Source organism: Amycolatopsis sp. NPDC023774, assembly GCF_040639695.1.
Lineage (GTDB): Bacteria > Actinomycetota > Actinomycetes > Mycobacteriales > Pseudonocardiaceae > Amycolatopsis.
Genome location: NZ_JBFAAJ010000025.1, coordinates 62,247 through 83,930, shown reverse-complemented (window position 1 = coordinate 83,930; position 21,684 = coordinate 62,247). Strand labels below are relative to the sequence as shown.

21 protein-coding genes, 2 tRNA genes, 1 other RNA gene and 1 pseudogene are annotated in these 21,684 nt (G+C 70.1%); 15 read left to right on the top strand and 10 right to left on the bottom strand.

The window, feature by feature from the left end; genetic code table 11:
* Positions 1 to 4 precede the first annotated feature (4 nt).
* A tRNA-Met gene (locus AB0F91_RS35650) sits at positions 5 to 78 on the top strand.
* An 860-nt stretch (positions 79 to 938) separates the two neighbouring features.
* Entirely contained in the window at positions 939 to 2,159 is a 1,221-nt protein-coding gene (locus tag AB0F91_RS35645) for a cytochrome P450 (RefSeq protein ID WP_360604859.1), read from the top strand.
* On the opposite strand, the gene AB0F91_RS35640 is transcribed toward AB0F91_RS35645, so the two are convergent.
* The gene (locus tag AB0F91_RS35640; RefSeq protein ID WP_360604857.1) at positions 2,152 to 3,558 is read right to left on the bottom strand and encodes an FAD-dependent monooxygenase; all 1,407 of its coding nucleotides are present in this window, start codon (positions 3,556 to 3,558) and stop codon (positions 2,152 to 2,154) included. The genes AB0F91_RS35645 and AB0F91_RS35640 overlap by 8 nt on opposite strands.
* Positions 3,559 to 3,635: 77 nt before the next feature.
* Here AB0F91_RS35640 and AB0F91_RS35635 point away from each other — a divergent pair, with 77 nt between their 5' ends.
* The 6 genes from AB0F91_RS35635 (at position 3,636) to ftsX (ending at position 8,156) form a co-directional block, all read left to right on the top strand.
* A complete protein-coding gene (locus AB0F91_RS35635) occupies positions 3,636 to 4,253 on the top strand; it encodes a TetR/AcrR family transcriptional regulator C-terminal domain-containing protein (RefSeq protein ID WP_360604855.1) in 618 nt (205 codons plus the stop codon).
* Positions 4,254 to 4,306: 53 nt separating this feature from the next.
* Positions 4,307 to 4,380 (top strand) — tRNA-Met (locus AB0F91_RS35630).
* A 259-nt stretch (positions 4,381 to 4,639) separates the two neighbouring features.
* Complete coding sequence (locus tag AB0F91_RS35625; protein ID WP_360604853.1) at positions 4,640 to 5,140, top strand: helix-turn-helix transcriptional regulator; 501 nt, start codon at positions 4,640 to 4,642, stop codon at positions 5,138 to 5,140.
* Positions 5,141 to 5,203: 63 nt separating this feature from the next.
* The gene (prfB, locus tag AB0F91_RS35620) at positions 5,204 to 6,307 is read left to right on the top strand and encodes a peptide chain release factor 2 (RefSeq protein ID WP_354866860.1); all 1,104 of its coding nucleotides are present in this window, start codon (positions 5,204 to 5,206) and stop codon (positions 6,305 to 6,307) included.
* A 207-nt stretch (positions 6,308 to 6,514) separates the two neighbouring features.
* Positions 6,515 to 7,204 carry a cell division ATP-binding protein FtsE gene (ftsE, locus tag AB0F91_RS35615; protein ID WP_220246574.1) on the top strand — a complete coding sequence of 230 codons (690 nt, stop codon included), beginning with the start codon at positions 6,515 to 6,517 and terminating at the stop codon, positions 7,202 to 7,204.
* A gap of 58 nt (positions 7,205 to 7,262) precedes the next feature.
* Positions 7,263 to 8,156, top strand: a complete 894-nt coding sequence (gene ftsX / locus AB0F91_RS35610) for a permease-like cell division protein FtsX (RefSeq protein WP_360604851.1) — start codon at positions 7,263 to 7,265, stop codon at positions 8,154 to 8,156.
* A 57-nt stretch (positions 8,157 to 8,213) separates the two neighbouring features.
* Here the strand turns inward: ftsX and AB0F91_RS35605 are convergent, their stop codons facing one another.
* The gene (locus AB0F91_RS35605) at positions 8,214 to 8,381 is read right to left on the bottom strand and encodes a hypothetical protein (RefSeq protein WP_360604849.1); all 168 of its coding nucleotides are present in this window, start codon (positions 8,379 to 8,381) and stop codon (positions 8,214 to 8,216) included.
* Positions 8,382 to 8,385: 4 nt separating this feature from the next.
* Positions 8,386 to 8,559, bottom strand: a pseudogene (locus AB0F91_RS35600) (FAD-dependent monooxygenase); the annotation flags it as partial.
* Between the two features lie 582 nt (positions 8,560 to 9,141).
* Between AB0F91_RS35600 and AB0F91_RS35595 the strand changes: the two are divergent.
* From AB0F91_RS35595 to AB0F91_RS35580, 4 genes are all read left to right on the top strand, one after another.
* Positions 9,142 to 9,540: a BTAD domain-containing putative transcriptional regulator gene (locus AB0F91_RS35595; RefSeq protein WP_360604847.1), complete on the top strand. Its 399-nt coding sequence runs from the start codon at positions 9,142 to 9,144 to the stop codon at positions 9,538 to 9,540.
* Positions 9,498 to 9,719, top strand: a complete 222-nt coding sequence (locus AB0F91_RS35590; protein WP_360604845.1) for a BTAD domain-containing putative transcriptional regulator — start codon at positions 9,498 to 9,500, stop codon at positions 9,717 to 9,719. Before AB0F91_RS35595 ends, AB0F91_RS35590 begins: the two co-directional genes overlap by 43 nt.
* Before the next feature lie 64 nt (positions 9,720 to 9,783).
* Entirely contained in the window at positions 9,784 to 10,266 is a 483-nt protein-coding gene (gene smpB / locus AB0F91_RS35585; RefSeq protein WP_360604843.1) for an SsrA-binding protein SmpB, read from the top strand.
* A complete protein-coding gene (locus AB0F91_RS35580; RefSeq protein WP_360604841.1) occupies positions 10,263 to 11,159 on the top strand; it encodes an amidohydrolase family protein in 897 nt (298 codons plus the stop codon). The genes smpB and AB0F91_RS35580 overlap by 4 nt, the downstream gene beginning before the upstream one ends.
* Here the strand turns inward: AB0F91_RS35580 and AB0F91_RS35575 are convergent.
* The 5 genes from AB0F91_RS35575 to AB0F91_RS35555 all read right to left on the bottom strand — a co-directional run bounded on the left by AB0F91_RS35575 (position 11,149) and on the right by AB0F91_RS35555 (position 15,409).
* Positions 11,149 to 12,486 (bottom strand): acyltransferase, encoded by a 1,338-nt coding sequence (locus AB0F91_RS35575; RefSeq protein ID WP_360604839.1) that lies wholly within the window; start codon positions 12,484 to 12,486, stop codon positions 11,149 to 11,151. The two genes, AB0F91_RS35580 and AB0F91_RS35575, sit on opposite strands and share 11 nt — an antisense overlap.
* Before the next feature lie 94 nt (positions 12,487 to 12,580).
* On the bottom strand, positions 12,581 to 12,817 hold the full coding sequence (locus tag AB0F91_RS35570; RefSeq protein ID WP_360604837.1) for a hypothetical protein: 237 nt from the start codon (positions 12,815 to 12,817) through the stop codon (positions 12,581 to 12,583).
* Positions 12,818 to 12,896: 79 nt separating this feature from the next.
* On the bottom strand, positions 12,897 to 13,538 hold the full coding sequence (locus AB0F91_RS35565; RefSeq protein ID WP_360604835.1) for a response regulator transcription factor: 642 nt from the start codon (positions 13,536 to 13,538) through the stop codon (positions 12,897 to 12,899).
* A gap of 54 nt (positions 13,539 to 13,592) precedes the next feature.
* Complete coding sequence (locus AB0F91_RS35560; RefSeq protein ID WP_360604833.1) at positions 13,593 to 14,726, bottom strand: sensor domain-containing protein; 1,134 nt, start codon at positions 14,724 to 14,726, stop codon at positions 13,593 to 13,595.
* Positions 14,723 to 15,409 carry a sensor domain-containing protein gene (locus AB0F91_RS35555; protein ID WP_360604831.1) on the bottom strand — a complete coding sequence of 229 codons (687 nt, stop codon included), beginning with the start codon at positions 15,407 to 15,409 and terminating at the stop codon, positions 14,723 to 14,725. The genes AB0F91_RS35560 and AB0F91_RS35555 overlap by 4 nt, the downstream gene beginning before the upstream one ends.
* 186 nt (positions 15,410 to 15,595) lie before the next feature.
* Between AB0F91_RS35555 and ssrA the strand changes: the two genes are divergently transcribed.
* Together ssrA and ggt are read left to right on the top strand one after the other, a co-directional pair.
* Positions 15,596 to 15,968: a transfer-messenger RNA gene (gene ssrA / locus AB0F91_RS35550) on the top strand.
* A gap of 432 nt (positions 15,969 to 16,400) precedes the next feature.
* A complete protein-coding gene (gene ggt / locus AB0F91_RS35545) occupies positions 16,401 to 18,188 on the top strand; it encodes a gamma-glutamyltransferase (protein WP_360604829.1) in 1,788 nt (595 codons plus the stop codon).
* 46 nt (positions 18,189 to 18,234) lie between these two features.
* Here ggt and AB0F91_RS35540 read toward each other — a convergent pair whose 3' ends face one another.
* Positions 18,235 to 19,020: an IclR family transcriptional regulator gene (locus tag AB0F91_RS35540; RefSeq protein WP_360604827.1), complete on the bottom strand. Its 786-nt coding sequence runs from the start codon at positions 19,018 to 19,020 to the stop codon at positions 18,235 to 18,237.
* Between the two features lie 18 nt (positions 19,021 to 19,038).
* A complete protein-coding gene (locus AB0F91_RS35535; RefSeq protein ID WP_360604825.1) occupies positions 19,039 to 20,013 on the bottom strand; it encodes an aldo/keto reductase in 975 nt (324 codons plus the stop codon).
* A gap of 143 nt (positions 20,014 to 20,156) precedes the next feature.
* Between AB0F91_RS35535 and hutH the strand changes: the two genes are divergently transcribed.
* Entirely contained in the window at positions 20,157 to 21,683 is a 1,527-nt protein-coding gene (gene hutH / locus AB0F91_RS35530; RefSeq protein WP_360604823.1) for a histidine ammonia-lyase, read from the top strand.
* The last annotated feature ends 1 nt before the right edge of the window (position 21,684 follow it).

The following is a 21,684-nucleotide window of genomic DNA, read 5'->3' as shown; positions in this document are numbered from 1 at the left end:
ACGACGCGGGGTGGAGCAGTTCGGTAGCTCGCTGGGCTCATAACCCAGAGGTCGCAGGTTCAAATCCTGTCCCCGCTACAGAGGTAGGAGGCCCGTGCTTGCGGAATGCGCAAGCACGGGCCTCTTTCGTGTTTGTCCCCCGGGGGCCCGGGGCCCCGGGGCCCCCGCCAGGGAGGGCTTCGCCCCTCTGGACCCCCCGGTGAGGTTGCCTTGGGTGGTGAGGTGGAGGTCTGTGCTTGCGGATTGGGTGAGCGAGGCTCTTTCGTGTTTGCCCCGGGGGGGGGGTCGTGCCCCTGGACCCCCCGGTGAGGTTGCCTTGGGTGGTGAGGTGGAGGTCTGTGCTTGCGGATTGCGTGAGCGGGGCTCTTTCGTGTTTGCCCTGGGGGTCGGAACCCCGGGGCCCCGCCAGGGAGGGCCGCGAAGCCCTGGACCCTCGGTGCGGGTGAGGTGGAGGTTCGGGGCCCGCCTGCTGTGGATGTGCCGCCGTGGGGTCCGGGTGAGGTTTGCCTCGGGTGGCGGTGTGCAGGTGGTAAGGGAAAGTGCTGACTCGCGTTGGAGGGGAGCGGCGGCCGGGGTGGTGAGGTGGCCATTGGTGAGACGGGTTGCGCCAGCTCGGATCTCTCGGTGAGTCGCCTCGGGCGGTGAGCTGGCGGTGGGTGTGTGGGGCTGCGCCTTCTCGGCGCCGTGGCGGTTGCTGCGGGGTTGGGGCTCGCTTGAGTGAGGGCCGTCCGCCCGGTGTGCCCCGAGTCGCCGCCTCACCGGCTGGGTCACTCCCCGGCCGGCGGCTGCTGGAATCCGCCCATCCAACCCGCCGGCTCTTCCTATGCCGCGGCCTTTTGCCGCGAGACAGGGTTTCCCGCTTCGCGCGCGGCTCGGGTCGAGACGGCCCTCGCTTGCGAGAGCGGGGCCGTTGTCGTGGGGCGGAATAGGGTGCGGGAATGGGTGAAGGTGTGGGGTTGGCGTTGGGGGAGCTGTTCGAGGCGGGGCGGAGGGCGGATCCGTATGGGGCGTATGGGGAATGGCGGGAGAGGGCGCCCGTGGTGCGGGTGGGGGACGCGGCCGTGGCGGTGCTCGGGTTCGGGGAGGCCGAGCGCGTGGTGACGGGGGTGGAGTACGGGCACCCGGAGCCGGAGGTGATCGGGGGTGGGGACGCGGATCTGCCGGTGGATGGACAGGGGCGGGTGGTGAGGGCGTTCGCGTTCTTGAATCCGCCGGATCACACGCGGCTGCGGGGGTTGGTGGGGAAGGCGTTCACGGCGCGGACGGTGGAGGGGCTGGTGCCGCGCGTGGAGGAGTTGGTGGGGGAGTTCGTCGGGCGGGTGGTGGAGGCCGGCGAAGGCGACTTGATGGGGCAGCTGGCGATGCCGTTGCCGGTGACGGTGATCGCGGAGCTGCTGGGGGTGCCGGTCGAGGATCGGGAGCGGTTCGGGGCGTGGTCGGGGGCGATGGCGCGGGCGGCGGAGCCCGGGTTCTTGCTGGGGCCCGGGGTTGCGGAGGCGGCGGCGCGGGCGCGGCGGGAGTTCGTGGCGTACTTCAGGGAGCTGGCGGCTGAGCGGCGAAGCGCTCCGAGGGACGACCTGGTGTCGGCGCTCGTGGCGGTGTCGGACGAGGGGGACCGGCTCAGCGAGGGGGAGTTGCTGGTCACGTTGACGCTGTTGCTCGTGGCCGGGCACGAGACGACGACGAACCTGATCGGCAACGGGGTGTTGGCGTTGCTGCGGAATCCGGATCAGTACGCGGCTCTGGCTCGCGACCAGGCCCGCGACGCGGCGTTGGCCGAGGGGGCCGTCGAGGAGGTTCTGCGGTACGACTCGCCGATCCAGCTGACGATGAGGACAGTCCTGACCGACACGACCCTGGGCGGCGTCGAGCTGTCGGCGGGAACCACGGTGCTCGTGTTGGTGGGCGCCGCGAACCGGGATCCGCGGGTGTGCGAGGAGCCGGACCGGTTCGACATCACCCGCGCGCCGCGGCGCCACCTGGCCTTCGGGCGCGGGATCCACTTCTGCCTGGGCGCTCCGCTGGCGAGGCTGCAGGCGCGGACGGTGTTGCGGGAGCTCGCGCGCCGGGCGCCGGAGCTGCGCCTGGCCGCAGAGCCGGAGTGGGCGGAGACGGTGACGTTGCGCGGCCTGCGAACGCTCCCCATCGCGATCAGGTGACGGGCAGCCAGGCGAAGTGACCGTCCGGGCGGACCAAGGCGGCGGGGGGCGAACGGCAGCGCTGGGAGGTCCGTTGTGGACAGTGGGCCCGGAACCGCGGGCAGGCCCGACAGATCTGCCCCCGGCGTGGTGAGCAGGACGTGGTGGCCGGGGTGGAAGAGGGTGCTGGCCCAGGCGCCGCCGGGGAGGCGGAAGTCGGCGAGGCGCGCGCCGGTGAGGGGATGGGCGTGCGGGGGTGCGGGATAGCGGACGGCGAGCCCGGAGACCAGGCCGGACAGGTGGTGGGACACCTCGGGCAGCTCGGCGAGGGTGGTGAAGAGCGCGCGCAGGGCGCGGCTGGAGCGGCTTTGCGGGATGAGGCCGTTCTGGGCCGCGACGTTCTCGAGCACGGCGGCCCCGACGGCGCGCCGTTCGGCTCATACGTGTCGAGCACGTCGTCGAAGCCGTTGAGAGCCGCGGCGAGCTTCCAGCCCAGGTTGGCTGCGTCCTGCACACCCAGGTTGAGGCCCTGCCCGCCGGCGGGGAAGTGGATGTGGGCGGCGTCGCCGGCGAGGAGGACGCGGCCGACGCGGTACCGCGCCGCCAGGCGGGACGCGTCGGAGAAGCGGGACAGCCGGCGGATTTCCTTGATCGACGCCGGACCGTAGTTGGCCGCAAAGGCCGCGTGCACCTCGGCCTCTGTGACTGGTGAGCCGAACGTCGCGGGGCGCCGGGCGCGGTCGCCGAAGGTCAGGCGGTACAGGAGCGGCTCGGCGAGCGGGATGAGGCCGCAGAAGCCCGTGGCGCCGTCGGACTGGACCATTCCGCGCATCGACGTCCACGTGCCGGCCGCGCGGTCGGGGACGTGGTCGACGACGACGTCGGCGACCACGCCGTAGCCGGTGCCGTTTTCGCCTTCGAACGGCACGTCCAGCAGCTTGCGCACGGTGCTGCGGCCGCCGTCGCAGCCCACCAGGTAACGGCAGCTCAAGACGAGCTCCGGCGTGACCACGCGGACGCCCGCCGCGTCCTGCGACAGCCCCACCAGCTCGTGCCCGCGCAGCACCTTGCCGCCGAGCTCCGCGAACCGCTCTTCCAGCAGCTCCTCGACCTGCGCCTGCGGGATGCCCAGCTGGTACGGGTGCCGCGTGTCCCACCCCGCGTAGCTGATCGGGACCGCCGCGAAGTGTCCCTCCTGGACGGTGGCGAACGCGCGTTCCTCCGCCCTCGGCAGCAGTCCGCGCAGGTCCAGCACCTCCGCCCTGCGCGGCTGCAGGTTCAGTGCCTTCGACAGGCCGGTGCGCTCGGACAGCCGCTCGACCACCACCGCGTCGACGCCGGCCGGGCGCAGCTCGGCCGCCAGCATCAGGCCCGTCGGGCCGGCCCCGGCGACGACGACATCGGCGTGCAGCTCGTTCATAACCACTCCTTAACGTTGTTAAATTGACCTGTCGCCAGAGTGTCCTTAACATCGTTAAATTGTCAAGGAGGTGACCCGTGGCCCTGACCAGGCGGGATATCGCGCGCTCGGGACTGCGCCTGCTCAACGAGGTGGGCCTCAACGGGCTGACGCTGCGCCTGATCGCCGGCGACCTCGGGGTGAAGGCGCCCGCGCTGTACTGGCACGTCAAGAACAAGCAGGAGCTGCTCGACGAGATGGCCACGCAGATGCTCGCCGACGCCGCGGCCGAGCGTGTGCCGCCGGACGGGCTCGACGCGTGGCAGCGCTTGGAGTACCAGGCCAGGGGCCTACGCGACACCCTGTTGACCTATCGCGACGGTGCGAAGGTCTTCTCCGGCACGTTCCTCACCGACACGAGCCTGGTCGGCCCGCCTCCGCTGCAGGAACGGATCGACGCGGGGCTCGATCCGGTGCGCGCCGCACGGGCGCACTTCGCCGTTTACAGCTTCGTGATCGGCTTCACCATCGAAGAGCAGGCCGTGTATCCGGTGCGTGGTCAACGCGACGAGCGCTACGGGGCGGAAGCCGCGGGTGCGGCCGTGCTCGCCAACCCCGAAGCCGGATTTTCCGACGGGCTCGCCATCGTGCTCGCCGGCGCCCGCCAGTGGCTGGACGCGCCATCGCCGCAGGTCGCACGCGTACAAGAGTCTTAAGTGGGGGTGCCTGAAACCCGTTGCGCCCCCCGTGTAATCTATTAACACAACGACGCGGGGTGGAGCAGCTCGGTAGCTCGCTGGGCTCATAACCCAGAGGTCGCAGGTTCAAATCCTGTCCCCGCTACTGTCGAAAAGCCCGGTTTGCACATGGTGCAGGCCGGGCTTTTTCGTGCGCTGACCTGCTGGTTCGCTCGGGTGGTGGTTGCGCTCCGAGCCCTTGGTCGTTTTGCGCCGGAACTCGCGCCCTCGTGATTGCGGAGCGTGTCCGGGTCCACAGTGGACCTGCTTCCGGATTGGGCCGAACGAGGGGATAACACTAGCCACAATGGACAGATCCCGAGGCCACTGTGGACATACCGCCGAAGAAGTGGGAACGTAGAGGTGTGTCCGAATTGAATGCAACAGCCGCCGCTCTGCTCGGTCTCCTCCACGACGGTCCCGCCACCGGCGGGCAGCTGGTCGCGGGAGCCGACGAGCGCTTCGGCGCCTTCTTCAGTGTCACCCGCAGCCAGGTCTACCGCGAGCTCCCGGCGTTGTCCAAGGAGGGCCTCGTCCGGCTGGGCAAGCAGGGTCCGCGCTCGAGCCAGCAGTACGTGCTGACCGCGGCCGGCAAGAAGGCCTTCAAGACGTGGCTCACGTCCGAGGCCGGTCCCGACCACCTGCGCAGCCCGCTCATCCTGCGGCTCGTGCACGCCGGTTCGCTCACTGCGAAGCAGCGCACCGCTCTGCTCGAGACCGCGCGCGGCACCTACCAGGCACAGCTCGACGAGGCCAGGGCGGCCACCAAGGCCGCCGACGGCCCCTACGCCAAGGCTGTCGCCGAGTTCGCGCAGGCGCAGGCCAAGGCCGCCCTGAAGCTGCTCGACGCCATCCCGTCGGCCTGACCCACGCCACAGCCCACGACCGGTTCGCAACCGGTCGTGGGTTTTGCCGTAACCTTGGTAAACGTGAGTGATGAGTTCGATGCGGCCCTCAAGGACCTGACCGGCAAGCTGACGCAGATCGAGTCGGTGATGGACCTCGATGCGCTGCGTGCGCAGGTCGCGGAGCTCGAGAGCCAGGCCTCCAGCCCCACCCTCTGGGACAACCCGGAGGAGGCGCAGAAGGTCACCAGCCAGCTCTCGCACCGCCAGAGCGAGCTGCGTCGCGTGTCCGACCTGCGTTCGCGCCTCGACGACCTGGGCGTGCTCTACGAGCTGGCCGAGGCCGAGGGTGACGCCGGCAGCATGCAGGAGGCGGAGGGCGAGCTCACCGACCTCGGCAAGGACGTCGACGCGCTCGAGGTCCGCACGCTGCTGTCCGGTGAGTACGACGACCGCAACGCCGTCGTCACCATCCGCGCGGAAGCCGGCGGTGTCGACGCGGCCGACTGGGCCGAGATGCTGCTGCGCATGTACCTGCGCTGGGCCGAGCGCCACGGCTACCCCACCGACGTCTACGACATCTCCTACGCCGAAGAGGCGGGCATCAAGTCGGCGACGTTCAAGGTGAGCGCCCCCTACGTCTACGGCACCCTCTCGGTAGAGCAGGGCACCCACCGCCTGGTGCGGATCTCGCCGTTCGACAACCAGAGCCGCCGCCAGACGTCCTTCGCCCACGTGGAGGTGCTGCCGGAGGTCGAGGAGGTCGACCACGTCGACATCGCGGAGAAGGACATCCGCGTCGACGTGTACCGCTCGTCCGGCCCCGGTGGACAGAGCGTGAACACCACCGACTCCGCGGTGCGCATCACGCACCTCCCGACCGGCATCGTGGTGTCCTGCCAGAACGAGAAGTCGCAGCTGCAGAACAAGGCCGCGGCGCTGAAGGTCCTGCAGGCCCGGCTGATGCTGCGAAAGAAGGAAGAGGAGCGGGCCGAAATGGACGCCCTCAAGGACGGCGGCTCCAGCTGGGGCAACCAGATGCGCTCCTACGTGCTGCACCCGTACCAGATGGTCAAGGACCTGCGCACCGACTTCGAGGTCGGCAACCCGAGCGCTGTGCTCGACGGTGAGATCGACGGCTTCCTCGAGGCGGGCATCCGCTGGCGCAAGCAGGCCGCGGTCGCCTGATCCGCATCCGCTCGAGTCCACTGTCGCCTGATCCGGGAACGGGCGGCTGGATCCATTGTCGACACCCGGAACCGATTCCGGGACAAGGGACTTCCGCTACCGTCCGGCGCGGCAAAAGCCACGCTTGGCGACGGCGGGGGTCCCTTGCCCGCATCGGGGGCACGGGCAACCCAGGCTTAACGAGGCCCATGGGTAGTATGCCGAACCGTGATCCGGCTCGAAGAGGTTTCCAAGGTCTACAAGACCTCGACCCGTCCTGCCCTCGAACGGGTGTCGGTCGAGATCGACAAGGGTGAGTTCGTCTTCCTCATCGGCCCTTCGGGTTCCGGGAAGTCGACGTTCCTGCGTCTGCTGCTGCGCGAAGAGGTCCCGAGCAAGGGCCGCGTGATGGTGTCCAATTTCGACGTCGCCAAGCTCGCGCGGCGCAGGGTCCCCCGCCTGCGCCAGACGATCGGCTGCGTCTTCCAGGACTTCCGCCTGCTGGCCAACAAGACCGTGGCCGAGAACGTCGCGTTCGCGCTCGAGGTGATCGGCAAGCCGCGCCTGACCATCAAGAAGGTCGTGCCCGAGGTGCTGGAGCTCGTGGGCCTGGAGGGCAAGGCGGACCGCCTGCCCAACGAGCTCTCCGGTGGCGAGCAGCAGCGCGTGGCGATCGCGCGCGCGTTCGTGAACCGGCCACTGGTGCTGCTGGCCGACGAGCCGACCGGGAACCTGGACCCCGACACCAGCCAGGACATCATGCTGCTGCTGGAGCGCATCAACCGCACGGGCACGACCGTGCTGATGGCCACTCACGACCACTCCATCGTGGACTCCATGCGGCGCCGGGTCGTCGAGCTGCAGCTCGGCCGCGTGATCCGCGACGACGCCCGCGGGGTGTACGGCATCGGTCGCTGAGCGACCCGCCGCCCGCCTTCCCCGACAGCCCCGACCCAACAAGGGACAGACACCTGCGATGCGTGCCAGTTTCGTCTTCAGCGAGGTCCTCACCGGTTTGCGCCGGAACGTCACGATGACCATCGCGATGATCCTCACCACGGCGGTCTCCCTCGCCATGCTCGGCGGTGGCCTCCTGGCCGTGCGGACGATCGACAAGATGAAGGCGAACTTCCTCGCCGAGGTCGAGGTCCAGGTCAGTCTTGTCGAGGACATCAGCGCCAACGACAAGAACTGCTCGCAGCCGCTGTGCAGCGGGCTGCGCCAGTCGCTGCAGAACAACCCCGGCGTCGAGTCCGTGGTGTACGAGAACCGCGACCAGGCCTACGAGCGGTTCAAGAAGATCTTCGCGAGCCAGCCCGAGCTGCTGGAGCTCACCGGCCCGGAGGCGCTGCCCGCGTCGCTGCAGGTGAAGCTGAAGGACCCGGACCGGAGCGCCGCGATCATCGCGGAGTACTCGGGCAAGCCCGGCGTGCGCAAGGTCGACGACCAGAAGAAGTTCCTCGACCGCGTGTTCAACGTGTTCAACGGCATCCGCAACATCGCGTTCGGGATCGCGCTCATCATGGCCATCGCGGCGCTGCTGCTGATCGCGAACACCATCCAAGTGTCGGCGTTCACCCGGCGCACGGAGGTCGGCATCATGCGGCTGGTCGGCGCGACCCGCTGGTACACGCAGCTACCGTTCCTCCTGGAGGCGGTGGTCGCCGGCGTGGTCGGTGCCGTGCTCGGCATCCTGTTCCTGCTGGCCGCCAAGCTCACGTTCCTCGACTCGGTGCTCACGGGTGAGGTCTTCCCGCAGATCACCACGCTGGAGCTGCTGTTCCCCGTGGCGCCGATCCTGCTGGCCGTGTCGGTCGTGATCTCGGCGATCACCGGGTACGTCACGCTCCGCCTGTACGTGCGCCACTAGCTTCGCCCCGACGCCGCGTGGGCAGGATTCGGTCCTGCCCACGCGGCGTCGTCGTTTTCAGGGCACGGCGGCCAGTGCGGCGTCCAGTTCGTCCACCTGGGACGGTGCCGGCAGCGCGTGCGGGTGACCGTCGGGGCGGACGACGGCCACCACCGGCTTCGGGCCCAGCGCGTCGGCCGGCGGGCCTGCTCCGTACCGCGGCTCGACGACGAACGCCTGCCGCACCTGGTCACCGGCGTGCCGCGCCAGAGCCCGCCACGCTGGGGAGACACGGGGGCCCGGCCACAGCGAGGACCGACTCGGGCGGCTCACCCTGCACGGCGCCACCGAGGCAGCGGCCCAGGTTCACCGCGTCCTGCAGGCCCGTGTTCATGCCTTGTACGCCGACCGGGCTCATGATGTGGGACGCGTCACCGCCAGGCGCGTCCGGCTGGTGCGCAACGCGGCCGCGATCCGCGCGTGCACAAGGAGCGTGGTGTTGACCGCAGCTCGCTCAGCGTGTTGTGGCCGAAGCCGCGTTCGTCGACCATTCGCTGGAAGAACTCGCGTGAGGGCGGAGTGTCGTCGGTGCTGTGCGCGCGACACATGGCGAATCGAAAGGTGAACCCCCAGTTCAACAGTCTCGTCTTGCGGAAATCCGGACGAGTACGCGGATTCCGTGGACTTCGACGATCCCGTCCCCAGGCGGCCGGCCTCTTGGCGGCGGGTCGTCGGATGTGCGCGGCACCATCGCCGACATGAGAAAGGAATACGCAATTCCTGGTGGAAAGGCAGGTGCCTCGACAGCCGCTTTCCGTGTCATGGCGACCCGGCACGCACACGTCTTCAGGAGCAGCGCGTGCGCCTTGGTGCCGTCGGGGTCCGGGCCGTCCCGAATCGTGCTTCGATCGATTGCGCGCAGAGGTTTCCCGCGAACTGGGGTCCGGGGAGAGTGGTCGTTTTGTCACCTTCTATGCGTTTTCCTGCTGGCTGGCTCAAAGTCCGGATGGCCGGGAACAGTCACGCGGCGTGGGCCACGCACGTCCACCACCTGCGCCGCCTGCTCACCGGGCTCGGCGCGCCGAGTGCAGAGCCGGTCCGGAGCGAGCCGTCCGGCTATGTCCGCGACGTCGAGCCCGAGCGCAGCGTGCTGCCGGTTGCGGGGCGCCACACCGACGCGGCGGCCGCGGCCCGGTCCGGCCTCGCGCTGTGGCGGGGTTCGGCACCGGCCGGCATGCCGCTGGGCCGCCGCCTCGAAGGGCACCGCCTCGACAAGCTGCACCGGCAGACGGTGCGCGCCTGGATCGAGGCCGAGCCGCGCTGGGCCGCCACGCCGAGCTGCTTCCCGCTCTCGGGGAACTCGTGGCGAAAGACCCGTTCGACGAGGGGCGGCACGCCTGCCTGATCGAGGCGCTGTGCCGCAGCGACCGCCGTACCGACGCCCTGCGGGCCTGCCGCGACCTGCACGCGACGCTGGTAGATGAGTTGGGTGTCGGCCCGTCTCCGCGGTTGCTGCAGCTGCGGAGCAGCATCCTGGCCGACGAGCCCGGCACGCCGGATCGGTGGCTCGGCGCGGTGCCCTGACCAGGGGAGCGGCGCGGGGAAACCCTGTCGGCTCGCGCGGGGAAAACCACGTAGAGTTGACATCATGCCCAAGGAACGTGGACAGAAGGTCATCGCGTCGAACCGCAAGGCTCGGCACGACTACTCCATCCTGGACACCTACGAAGCGGGACTGGTGCTGCAGGGCACGGAGGTGAAGAGCCTTCGGGAGGGCAAGGCCTCGCTGGTCGACGCGTTCGCGACCGTCGACGACGGTGAGGTGTGGCTGCGCAACGTGCACATCCCGGAGTACACGCAGGGCACGTGGACCAACCACATGCCGCGGCGGACGCGCAAGCTGCTGCTGCACCGCAGTGAGATCGAGAAGCTGATCGGCAAGACGAAGGAGAGCGGCCTGTCGCTCGTGCCGCTGTCGATGTACTTCAAGGACGGCAAGGTCAAGGTCGAGATCGCGCTGGCCAAGGGCAAGAAGGCCTACGACAAGCGCCAGACGCTGGCCAAGCGCGACGCCGAACGCGACATCAGCAAGGCCATGGGCCGCGCGCTGAAGGGCCGGTTCACGGAGTGACGCTCGGTCCGGTCTCGGACGCCGACGTCGCTCGGTGGACCGCCGCCCTCGGCCTCGACGGGCTCGTCGACATCCACGTGCACTTCCTCCCGAAGCCCGTGATGGACAAGGTCTGGGCCTACTTCGACCAGGCGCAGACGCACTACGGCACCGAATGGCCGGTGCACTACCGGACCACGGAGCAAGAGCGCGTGCAGACGCTGCGTGAGCTGGGCGTGAAGCAGTTCGCGCCGCTGGTGTACCCGCACAAGCCGGGCATGGCGGAGTGGCTCACGTCGTGGGTGCTGGAGTTCGCCGAGCAGGTACCCGAAGCGGTGCCCACGGGCACCTTCTACCCTGAGCCGGCCGCCGCGTCCTCAGTGGACGCCACCCTGCGCGCCGGTGCGCGGTGCTTCAAGGCCCACGTGCAGGTCGGCGCGTACGACCCGCGGGACGACCTGCTGAAGCCGGTGTGGGGTTCGCTGGCCGACGCGGGCGTGCCCGTGGTAGTCCACTGTGGACACGGCCCGCTACGGGGCGATTTCACGGGGCTGAACGTGTTCGCCGAGGTCCTCGAACGGCACCCGAACCTCACGGCCGTGCTGGCTCATGCGGCGATGCCCGAGTTCACCAGCGCGTTCGACCTGATGGCGCGCTTCCCTCGCGTGCACATCGACACGACCATGGTCGGCGTGCCGTTCGCGCAGAAGATGTCGCCGCTGCCGGCCGACTGGACCGACCGGCTCGTCGAGTTCGCCGACCGCGTGGTGCTGGGCACCGACTTCCCGAACATCCCGTACGCCTACGCCACGCAGCTGCAGGCGATCGCCGGCTGGGCAGCCGACGATCGCCTGGGTGAGCCGTTCCTGCGGGCCGTGCTGCACGACACGCCCGCGAAGCTGCTCAGCGTTTGACCTTCGCCGCCTCCGTGATCGCGACGGCCCGGCCGAGCAACGGCGTCAGCGACACCTGACGGCCGGCCAGCGCGAATCCGGCGGCGAGCAGCACGACCCAGGGGATCGGACCGTGGGCGAAGCCTTCGCTCAGCGGCTGGAACCCGTGCGCGGCGAGCCCGAGCAGGCCACCGGACGCGAGCAGCCCGGCCAGCACGAGCTGCGGCGTCCGAGCGGTGATCACCACGTCGTCGCGCTGTGTTTCGAAGCGGGAGAAGAGCCGCAGCAGCACCAGCAGCACGGCTGCGCACAGCGCGAACCACGCCGGCGCCAGCACCAGCCACAGCGCCGAACCGGGCGCCGGCGTCGCGTACCCCAGGCCGAGCACCGTCACGCCGGAGACGACGATCAGGGCCGGCATGTGCCACAGGTACACACTCATGAACCGCGCGCCGATCCAGCTCAGTGCCGTGCCGACACCAGGGCGCGCGGCCAGCGCGTTGAGCTGCGGGCGGACCGCGAGCAGCAGACCGAGCTGGCCCACGGCGAGAAACAGCAGCAACACGGTGGGCGGGCTCATGTTCGACACGGGCGCGCCCGGCATGCCGATCATGCTCGCGGGGTAGGGGCCGAACGCGACCAGCAGCGCCGTCACCCCGAAACCGGCGGCGGACAACGCGAGCGCACCGCGCCGCGCGAGCTCGCCCAGCCGGCCCTCCACGTAAGCGAAACCGAGCTGGTGCACGGCCACCCACACGAACACCGCGTTGACGTACCCGATCAATCCGAGGTCGGCGAACCGCGCGACGTCGACGAGCGCACCCGCCACGGCCATCACCAGCGGCACCCACAGGCCCCAGCGGCGGTGCGCCGCGACCATCAGCGGCGTGAGCAGCACCGTGAGCAGGTAGACGGACAGGAACCACAGCAGCTGCGCGGCGACCGAGCTGGCCACCTGTAGTGGCTGCGGCGGAATTCCCATGCCCTGCAGCAGATCCGGCACCACGAGCCACACGGCCAGCAGCGGAAGTACGGGCACCAGCAGCCTTCGGACGCGTGCGGCGAGCCACGCGCGGGAGGATTCCGCGCGGCGCAAGGAAATCAGGTTCGCCGCGCCGCCCGCGAAGAAGACCAGCGGCATCACTTGCGAAAGCCATGTCACGACCCACCAGCCGGGCGTCGCGAGCGCGTTGCCCGTCGCCAGCGTGCCGCGGGAGTACGAAAGCACCGGCATCACCCAGTGCTGCGTGATCACGGCCAGGATCGCGCCTGCCCGGACCACGTCGAGGAACTTGTCGCGGCCGCCGGAGGCGACCGGTGTGCTGCCCCGCAGCAGGCTCGTCGTCATGCCTCTAAGGCTGGTCGCCGCGGGCTTTCCGGACAGCGGGGTGAGCCGCCGAGTTCGACCTCCGGCCAGCCCGTGGTCGATACGGGGGTTGTCCCTACCTCAGGCCGTCGGGCTCCGGTTCCGAGTGCGAGGGTTCCGAGTGCGTGGTGGCGCTCACCCGGTACTCCCAGCCGTGCTCGGTCATGCCGAGCTCGTACAGCGTCTCGATCTTCGGGCCGCCGTGGAGGTGGATGTGGCGCACGATCGTGCCCGGGGCCGGTTCTTCGTCGGTGAGCTCCTGGACACGGCCGTCGAGCGGACCGCCGAAGAAGCGGACGCTGCGGTCGGTCACCGGGAACTCCTCACCAGACATTGGTCCATGGTAAGCGAGGCTCTCACGCCCGTGCTGCCGCCAATACGGGTGACGGCCTTCAACGGCCCAGGTACGTCAGGACCGCTCGCACACGCCGGTGTTCTTCCGAGCTGGCTTCGAGACCGAGTTTGGAGAAGATGTTGCCGATGTGCTTTTCGACGGCGCCGTGCGACACCACGAGCCGGTTGGCGATCGCCGTGTTCGACAACCCTTGCGCCATCAGGCCCAGTACTTCCGATTCGCGCGCGGTGAGCGCGTCGAGCGGGTTGTGGCGCCCGCGGGCCATCAGCTGCGCGATCACGTCGGGGTCGATCGCGGTGCCGCCTCCCGCGACGCGGCGCACGGCGTCGAGGAAGTCGGCGACGTCGGCGACGCGCTCCTTGAGCAGGTAACCAACCCCGCCGGCGCCGCCGGAAAGCAGCTCCACCGCGTAGCTCTCCTCGACGTACTGCGAAAGCACGAGCACGGGCAATCCGGGCACGGCGGTGCGCGCGGCGAGGGCGGCGCGCAGGCCTTCGTCGGTGAACGTCGGTGGCATGCGCACGTCGACGATCGCGAGGTCGGGTCTGTGTTCGGTGACCGCGCCGAGCAGGTCGTCGCCGTTGTCGACGGCGGCGACAGTGTCGATGCCCTCGTCGGCGAGCAGGCGCGTGACCCCCGCCCGCAGCAGCACGGCGTCTTCGGCGATCACTACTCGCATCAGGCCCCCAGGCTCGTGAGAGAAACGCTCCGGGGCTATTCACTCACGAGCGGGTCACCATTGGCACGGCAGGTCCGCCCGGATCACGGTCGGTCCGCCGACGGGGCTGACCACGGTGATCACGCCGTCGATGGTCGCGGCGCGGTCGGCCAGGCCCGCGAGCCCGCCGCCGGGCCGAACCTCGGCGCCGCCGTGCCCGTTGTCGGTGATCTCGACGATCACGTGCGTTTCGCTGCGCCACACCTTAACGACCGCCTCGGTGGCGCCGGAGTGCTTGGCGATGTTGGTGAGCGTTTCGCCGACGATGAAATACGCCGTGGTCTCCACGGCGGCCGGCGGGCGGGGCTCGACGTCCACGCTCACGTCGACGGGGATCGGCGACTTCGCGGCCTGGGCCGAAAGCGCCGCGTCGAGGCCGCGGTCGCCGAGCACGGCGGGGTAGATGCCGCGCGCGAGGTCGCGCAGCTCGGAGACGGCGAGCTTGGCGTCGGCGTGGGCCTCGTCGATGAGGTCGCGCACGGCGGCGGGGTCGTTGTCGAACTTCGACTTCGCGCGCCCGAGGCTCATGGCGACGGCGACGAGCCGCTGCTGGGCGCCGTCGTGCAGGTCGCGCTCGATGCGCCGCCGCTCGGCCTCGGCCGCGTCGACGCCGCGGGCCCGCGACGCCTGCAGGTGCTCGGCCTTCTCCTCGAGCTTCTTCGTGCGGTTCGGGCCCAGGAGCGACAGGGCCAGGTTGCCGTGGAGCCAGCCCAGCCACGGCGTCACCCAGATCGCCATCGGCAGCAGCACGATCGAGGCGATTGCCACCGGCAGCTCCGCGACGGCCAGCGGGAACGCGATCATCAGGTACGCGAGGTCACGCCACGTCGTCGGGTCGGTGAGGCGGGTGAGCCAGCGGCGCGTCATCGACTGGCCCTCGAGGGGCAGCCGCTCGACCTTCGTGAGCGGCGTCCGCAGCATCGTGCGCGCCCAGCGGCGCTCCGCGTCACCCGACCAGCGGACGAACGCCGTGGTCGCGAGCAGGATCGGGAAGCCGACCCAGACCACGACCGTGCCGACGCCCACCGTCGCGCCCACCACGATCAGCACGAACTGGACCAGGCGGAACACGAAGCTCGTGATCATGTAGACGATCGTGCGCGCGGGGTTCGGCCGGGGATGCTCCGGCAGCTGCTGCTCCGTGGTCATCCGGTCACCGTGCTCGTCTCGTCGAGTTCCTGCCACGAGCGCTCCATACGCCGGCGCTGGGACACGGTGGGCCGCAGCAGAGCCACGGCGAGCTCGCCGTGCAGTGCCGCCAGGCCCCTGGTCAGCGCCACTGACAGGGCGGTGAACAGCACCCCCAGCGCCGCCCAGGGCAGCGCGCTCACCGTCGAGTCGACGGTGAGCCACCGCACATCGTATCCCGGGAAGTACCAGGCGCCCTCGGGCAGGAAGCGGTAGTAGATCGGCAGCGCGACCAGGCCCAGGCTCGTCGCCCAGAACGTCACGACCAGCACGAACTCGACGAGACCGACGGGGAAAAGCAGGAAGAAGTACGACAGGTCGCGCCACGTGGCGCCGTCCTTCAGCCGCGTGCTCCAGCGAGCGCGCTGCCCGGTCGGCGGTAACGGCAGATAGGGGCTGTCCACGTACGTGTCGAGCAGCGAAAACACCCGCGCGCGCTCCATTCGCCCCGCCCCGCGGGCCAGGAGGACGAGCAGACCCAGTAGCGGCACCCCGAGCCACACGACGAGCGTCCCGGCACCGGCCGACAGCAGCACCGTGACCAGGGTGAACGACACGATGCCCAGAGGCAGGTTGAGCAGCAGAAACCCCAGCGCCCGACCCAGTGGCGGGTGGCGCCTTCTCACGGCGGACACGGTGACCATGGCGGGGCTCCTTCTCCAAGCGAACGACCTGCTCAGCATCGCTTCGCCTGGCCCTTGCCTGAATGGGGTGCGCGGGCATGTTCCGGGTAGGGCCAGCCCCACCCCGGCCTCGTGCCGCCTGGTGCCGCCGGGAATCAACCAGGTTGCCGCACGCGTTATGATGGTGAGGTTATGAACCACCTACAAGGGGGTGAACGGTTTCGACTCTGGACGTTGAGTCAGGGGAAGCGTGTCGGTGCAGGCGAGAGACCACCGCAAGCGTCATCGCAAACCAATAAGCGCCAAGGCCAATAGCCAGCGCGACTTCGCTCTTGCTGCCTAAGTAGCAGAGTGAGTCTGTCGGCCCGGGATCGCCTCCGACCCGGTAGTCGGCATCAGCTAGGAGGCTTACCGCCAGTCCCGGCCACGGGGCCTGGTTGGGAAGCAAACAGTGGCTGGGCTCGTCACTTCAGCTTGTTCACGTGACTGAAGGGGCCAAGTAGAGACAGAGTGGACTGCGCACGGAGAAGCCCTGTCAAGACGCTAGAGGACCCGGGTTCAATTCCCGGCACCTCCACAAGAATGGCCGGCTCATGCTCACTGGGAGCATGAGCCGGTTTTCTTGTGTCGGCATTGTTTCCGGGGGCGCAGCCCCCAGACCCCGCCCGGGAGGCTGCGCCCCCGGACCCCCGTCGTGGTGGGCTGGTTTGCGTTGCCGGGTGCGTGTGGTGAGGGACCTGCTGTGTGGTTGGCGGGTGCGTTACGGGGTGCGGTGGCGAGGGTGGGAGCTGGTGTCAGTGCCGCGGGTGTGTGGTCGTGCTGCGGGAAGCACCAGACGAGACGAGAGTGGGCGTACGGAGCAACCACCCTAAATCCGCCTCAAGTCAGCTTCCAGTCGAACCCCACCGGGTGGTAAACCTCCGACCACGAAGCTCACCGGCGAGCGCACGGTGTGGTCCGTACCTCGTCGAGAGTCCCGGAAGGCCGTTGGTGGTCTGAGAAAGGGAGTGCCATGCGCCGTCGTCGAACACTCATCGTTCTGCTGGCCCTCGGGGTCGCCGCGGGCACCGTGGTGCCCGCGGCACAGGCCCAGCAAGGGGGCAAACAGCCGGTCGCCGAGGGGTACGGCGGGGCGGTCGTCTCGGACACCGTCGAGTCCACCCAGGCGGGCATCGACGTGTTGCGCAAGGGGGGCACGGCGGCCGACGCCGCGGTCGCCGTGGGCGCGACGCTCGGGGTGACCGATCCGTACGTCGCCGGGCCCGGTGGTGGCGGCTACTTCGTCTACTACGACGCCAAGACCAAGCGCGTCTCCACCATCGACGGCCGCGAGACCACGCCGGCCGCCGACGGGACCGACATGTTCATCGACCCGGCCACCGGCAAGGCCTACGACTTCGAGACCGCCGTCGAGAGCGGCCGGTCCGTCGGCGTGCCCGGCATGCTCGCCACGTGGCAGCGCGCGCTGCAGCGCTGGGGCAAGTTCAGCCTTGCCGACAACCTCAAGCCGGCCGTGCAGGTGGCGGAGCGTGGCTTCGTGGTGAACCCCGAGTTCGCCGCCGAGACGGCCTCGGTCAAGGACAAGCTGTCGCACTTCGCGCCGAGCGCCGCGCTGTTCCTGCCGGGCGGCGACGTACCGAAGGTCGGTTCCGTGTTCCGCAACCCGGACCTCGCCGACACCTACCGCCAGATCAGCCGCCAGGGCATCGGCGCGTTCTACGGCGGTTCCGTGGGCGGCGACGTCGTCAAGACCGTGCAGAACCCGCCGCTCGCCAAGGGCGCGCCGATCAAGCCGTTGTCCGGCCCGATGCAGCTGTCGGACCTGCGCGCCTACCGCGCGCTCGACGGCTCGCCGACGCGCGTGAACTACCGCGGCTACGACGTCTACGGCATGGCCCCGTCCTCCAGCGGCGGCATCACCGTCGGGGAGTCGCTGAACATCCTGGGCAACTACAACCTGTCCAAGATGGACCGCACGCAGGCGCTGCACCACTACCTGGAGGCCAGCCGCCTCGCGTTCGCCGACCGCAACCGCTACATCGGCGACTCCCGGTACGTGAAGGTCCCGCAGCAGCAGCTCCTGTCGAAGCAGTTCGCGGCCACGCGCGCGTGCCAGATCGACCCGGACAAAGCCGGTCAGAGCCCCGTCGCGCCCGGTGACCCGTACTCGCACAAGGGCGGCTGCACCACCGCGCCCGCCGCTTCGTCCGACAGCAACGAGCAGCACACCAACCACTTCGTCGTCAGCGACAAGTGGGGCAACGTCGTCTCCTACACCAACACGATCGAGCAGCTCGCCGGCAGCGGCATCACCGTCTCCGGTCGCGGCTTCCTGCTCAACAACGAGCTCACGGACTTCAACTTCACGCCCACCCAGGGCACCGCGCCCGACCCCAACCTGCCGGCCGGCGGCAAGCGTCCGCGCTCGAGCATGTCCCCGACGATCGTGCTCAAGGACGGCAAGCCCGTGCTCGCCGTCGGTTCCCCGGGCGGCGCCACGATCATCACGACGGTGCTGCAGGTCCTGGTCAACCGCCTCGACCTCGGCATGAGCCTGCCGGAAGCGATCGCCGCGCCGCGTGCGTCGCAGCGCAACGCGAAGACGTCCGACGCGGAGCCGGCCTTCCTCGCGCTGCCCACCACGAAGGGGCTCGAAGCGCTGGGGCAAAGCTTCAGCCAGGTCAGTTCCATCGGTGTCGCGGCCGGGCTGGAGTTCAAGCCGGGCGGCAAGATCCTGGCGGCCGGTGAACCGGTCCGCCGGGGTGGCACCTCCGCGATGGTGATTTCTTCACACCGCTGACCCACACGACGAAAGGCCCGCTTCGCCATCTGCGAAGCGGGCCTTTTCACTGCGGCTTCGTGCCCCCGATCCGGCTGGTGAGCTGCGCGGCCGTCTCGGCAACCGCCGCCGCGAACTCCGGAAAGGTCTCACCGCACGGCCCGTCGTCGGGGCAGAGATGCCGCAGTGTCACCGAAATCGCCGCCATCGGCCGCGCCCCGTGGTCGAACACAGGGGCGGCAACGGAAGCGAATCCGTCCGTCACGTGACCGTCCTCGACCGCCCAGCCCAGCCGCTGTTCCGCGGCCAACGTCCGGCGCAGGGCGGCCAGCGAATCCGGCCCACGCCGAGTCCGCAGCACGAACGACGCCGCGGTCGGGAACAGCGCGCGGACGTGAGCCGCCGGCAGGTGGTTCAGGATCGCCCGCCCCGACGCCGTGAGCTGCCCGGGCAGCCGCACACCGACGTCGGTGACCAGGGTTTCCGGCCGCGCCGGCCGCTCCTTGATCAGGTACAGCGACTCGTTCCCGTGCAACACACCCAGGTGCGCGGTGTGGCCGACGCGGTCCACGAGCTTGCGCAGCAGCGGCGCGGCCAGCCGTTCGAGCGGGTCGTGGCGCAAGTACGCCGACCCGAGCTCGAACGCGGCGATCCCGAGGCCGTAGCGGCGCTCGGCCGGCAGGTGGGCGACGAAACCGGCGGCGACGAGTTCGTTGAGCAGGTGGTACGTCGTCGAACGGGGCAGGTGCAGGTCCCGCGCGACGGTCGCCGCGGACACCGGACCGGCGTGGCCCGCGAGCAGCCGCAGCACGGCGAGGCCGTTGCGCAGGGCGGGAACGTCCGAACTGTTCACCTGGCTCCTTCCGAACGGTTACGGGTGTCCGCTGAAGACGGCCGAGACCGCGGCGAACAGGGTGTCGTCGAGGTCCGCGCCGACGGCCTCGCGGATCGCCTGCCACTGGGTCTCGGCGCTGGGCGAGACGACTGGCGCGGTCACCGCGGGATGCGCCAGCAGCCAGGCGAGCGCCAACCCGGCCGTGCTGATTCCGTTGTCCCGTGCGAGATCCCGCAGCGCGCCGACCCGGATGAGGTTCTCCGCCGAGTGCATGCCCGCGTAGTACCGGTCCCCGGCGAGGGCGATGCGACTCCCGGGCCCGGGCGCGGTTCCGTCGAGGTACCGGTCGGAGAGCACGCCGCCCGCGAGGGGTGAGTAGGCCAGGTACCCGATGCCCTCCGCCGCGGCCAGCGGCAGCAGGTCGCGTTCGTCCGCGCGGTTGAGCAGACTGAGTCCATTCTGGACGCACGCCGGGCGAGGCAGCGACCTCTTCGCGGCGACGTCCAGGATGGCGTCCAGGAGCCCTGCATCGACGTTGCTGACGCCGTAGGCGCGGATCAATCCCGCTTCCCGCGCGGCGGCGAACGCGGTGAGCGTCTCCTCGATCGGCGTTCGCGGATCGGGCGCGTGGGAGAGGTAGAGGTCAACGCAGCCCAGGCGCCGGATGCTCTCCGCGAGCTGCCGTTCGACGTGGGGCCCGGACAGGTCGACGTCAGTCTGGTCGGGCCGCACTATGCCGCCGACCTTGGTCAGCACGACCACGTCGTCCCGCGGCTGCTCGGCCAGCCAGCGCCCGACCGTGCGCTCGCTCTCGCCACCTCCGTAGCTGTCGGCGGTGTCGATGGTGCGAATCCCCAGGTCGTAGGCCTCGTTGAGCCGGCGCAGCCCGTCCGCGCTGTCGATCCCCAACCCCCGAGTGGTCGCCGCACCGCCGATGCCCCCGATCGAACCGGCGCCGTAGACGAACCGGGTGACTTCGACCCCGGTGTCACCGAGCGAAGACGTTTCCACTGGGCCCACTTTCCGAACGAAGGGCACGAGCGGGACACTCGTGCCACGCAGCGAAGCTCCAACCTCGCTATGTCTTGGATACCAGACGCTACCGCCAACTCCGCTCTCCCGCCCGGGCGCTGATCGTTGTTTCAATGGCTGACATGCCGGAACCAGTGCTCTTGGGCTCGAAGCCGATGACCGCGGCCGACGTCGTCGACGTCGTCCGCGGACACGCGCACGTCGGGCTCACCGAGGCGGCCGAGAAGAACCTCGCCGCCACCCGCCAGCACATCGAGGACCTCGCCCACGCGACCTCGCCCACGTATGGCGTCTCGACGGGCTTCGGCGCGCTCGCGACGCGCCACATCCCCGTGGAGAGCCGCACCGCGCTGCAACGCAGCCTCATCCGCTCGCACGCCGCGGGCGCGGGGCCGGCGGTGGAGACGGAGGTCGTGCGCTCGCTGATGCTGCTGCGCCTGCGCACGCTCGCGAGCGGCTACACCGGCGTGCGCCCGGAGACGGCGCAAGCGCTTGCGGGTCTGCTCAACGCGGGGATCACGCCGGTTGTCCACGAGTACGGCTCGCTGGGCTGCTCGGGTGACCTCGCACCGCTGGCGGCGATCGCGCTCGCGCTGATGGGCGAAGGCGAGGTGGACCATGAGGGCGAGCGCAAGCCCGCCGCCGACGCCCTGCGCGCGGCCGGCATCACGCCCGTCGTGCTGGCCGAGAAGGAAGGCCTGGCGCTCACCAACGGCACCGACGGCATGCTCGGCATGCTGCTGCTCGCGGCCGCCGACCTGCACAACCTGCTGGATGTCGCGGACCTCACCGCGGCGATGAGCGTCGAGGCGCTGCTGGGCACCGACCGGGCCTTCGCCGCCGACCTGCAGGCACTACGGCCGCATCCCGGCCAGGCGGCCAGCGCGGCGCGGATGTTCGCGGCGCTGCAAGGGTCGAAGATCGTCGAAAGCCACCGCGGGCCCGACTGCAACCGCGTGCAGGACGCGTACTCGCTGCGCTGCGCCCCGCAGGTCCACGGCGCCGCGCGCGACACGCTCGCGCACGCCGAGCTCGTAGCCGATCGCGAGCTGCGGTCCGCTGTGGACAACCCCGTGGTGCTGCCCGACGGCCGCGTCGAGTCCAACGGCAACTTCCACGGCGCGCCCGTGGCCTACGTGCTCGACTTCCTCGCGATCCCGGTCGCCGACGTCGCCGGCATCGCCGAGCGGCGCACCGACCGGATGCTCGACAAGGCGCGTTCGGCCGGCCTGCCGCCGTTCCTCGCGCACGACCCGGGTGTCGATTCCGGGCACATGATCGCGCAGTACACGCAGGCCGCGGTGGTCAGCGAACTCAAGCGGCTCGCGGTGCCGGCGTCGGTCGACTCCATCCCGAGCAGCGCGATGCAGGAGGACCACGTGTCCATGGGCTGGTCCGCGGCGCGCAAGCTGCGCAAGGCCGTCGAAGGCCTGAACACGGTGCTGGCGATCGAGCTGCTCACCGCCGCCCGCGCGCTCGACTTCCGTGCCCCGCTGGAGTCGTCGCCGGTCACCGGCGCGGTGCGCGACCTGCTCCGCACGAAGGTCGAGGGCCCCGGTCCCGACCGGCACCTGGCGCCCGAGATCGCGGCCGCCGAAGAACTCGTCCGCTCCGGCGCCGTTCTGGCCGCCGCCCGTCTGGAGGTCTGAG

Excerpts from the sequence above, each read along its gene's own strand:
- AB0F91_RS35645 (WP_360604859.1), top strand. The coding sequence starts at position 939 with ATGGGTGAAGGTGTGGGGTTGGCGTTGGGGGAGCTGTTCGAGGCGGGG.
- AB0F91_RS35640 (WP_360604857.1), bottom strand. The coding sequence starts at position 3,558 with ATGAACGAGCTGCACGCCGATGTCGTCGTCGCCGGGGCCGGCCCGACG.
- ftsX (WP_360604851.1), top strand. The coding sequence starts at position 7,263 with ATGCGTGCCAGTTTCGTCTTCAGCGAGGTCCTCACCGGTTTGCGCCGG.
- AB0F91_RS35595 (WP_360604847.1), top strand. The coding sequence starts at position 9,142 with ATGGCCGGGAACAGTCACGCGGCGTGGGCCACGCACGTCCACCACCTG.
- smpB (WP_360604843.1), top strand. The coding sequence starts at position 9,784 with ATGCCCAAGGAACGTGGACAGAAGGTCATCGCGTCGAACCGCAAGGCT.
- AB0F91_RS35575 (WP_360604839.1), bottom strand. The coding sequence starts at position 12,486 with ATGACGACGAGCCTGCTGCGGGGCAGCACACCGGTCGCCTCCGGCGGC.
- AB0F91_RS35565 (WP_360604835.1), bottom strand. The coding sequence starts at position 13,538 with ATGCGAGTAGTGATCGCCGAAGACGCCGTGCTGCTGCGGGCGGGGGTC.
- AB0F91_RS35560 (WP_360604833.1), bottom strand. The coding sequence starts at position 14,726 with ATGACCACGGAGCAGCAGCTGCCGGAGCATCCCCGGCCGAACCCCGCG.
- AB0F91_RS35555 (WP_360604831.1), bottom strand. The coding sequence starts at position 15,409 with ATGGTCACCGTGTCCGCCGTGAGAAGGCGCCACCCGCCACTGGGTCGG.
- ggt (WP_360604829.1), top strand. The coding sequence starts at position 16,401 with ATGCGCCGTCGTCGAACACTCATCGTTCTGCTGGCCCTCGGGGTCGCC.
- hutH (WP_360604823.1), top strand. The coding sequence starts at position 20,157 with ATGCCGGAACCAGTGCTCTTGGGCTCGAAGCCGATGACCGCGGCCGAC.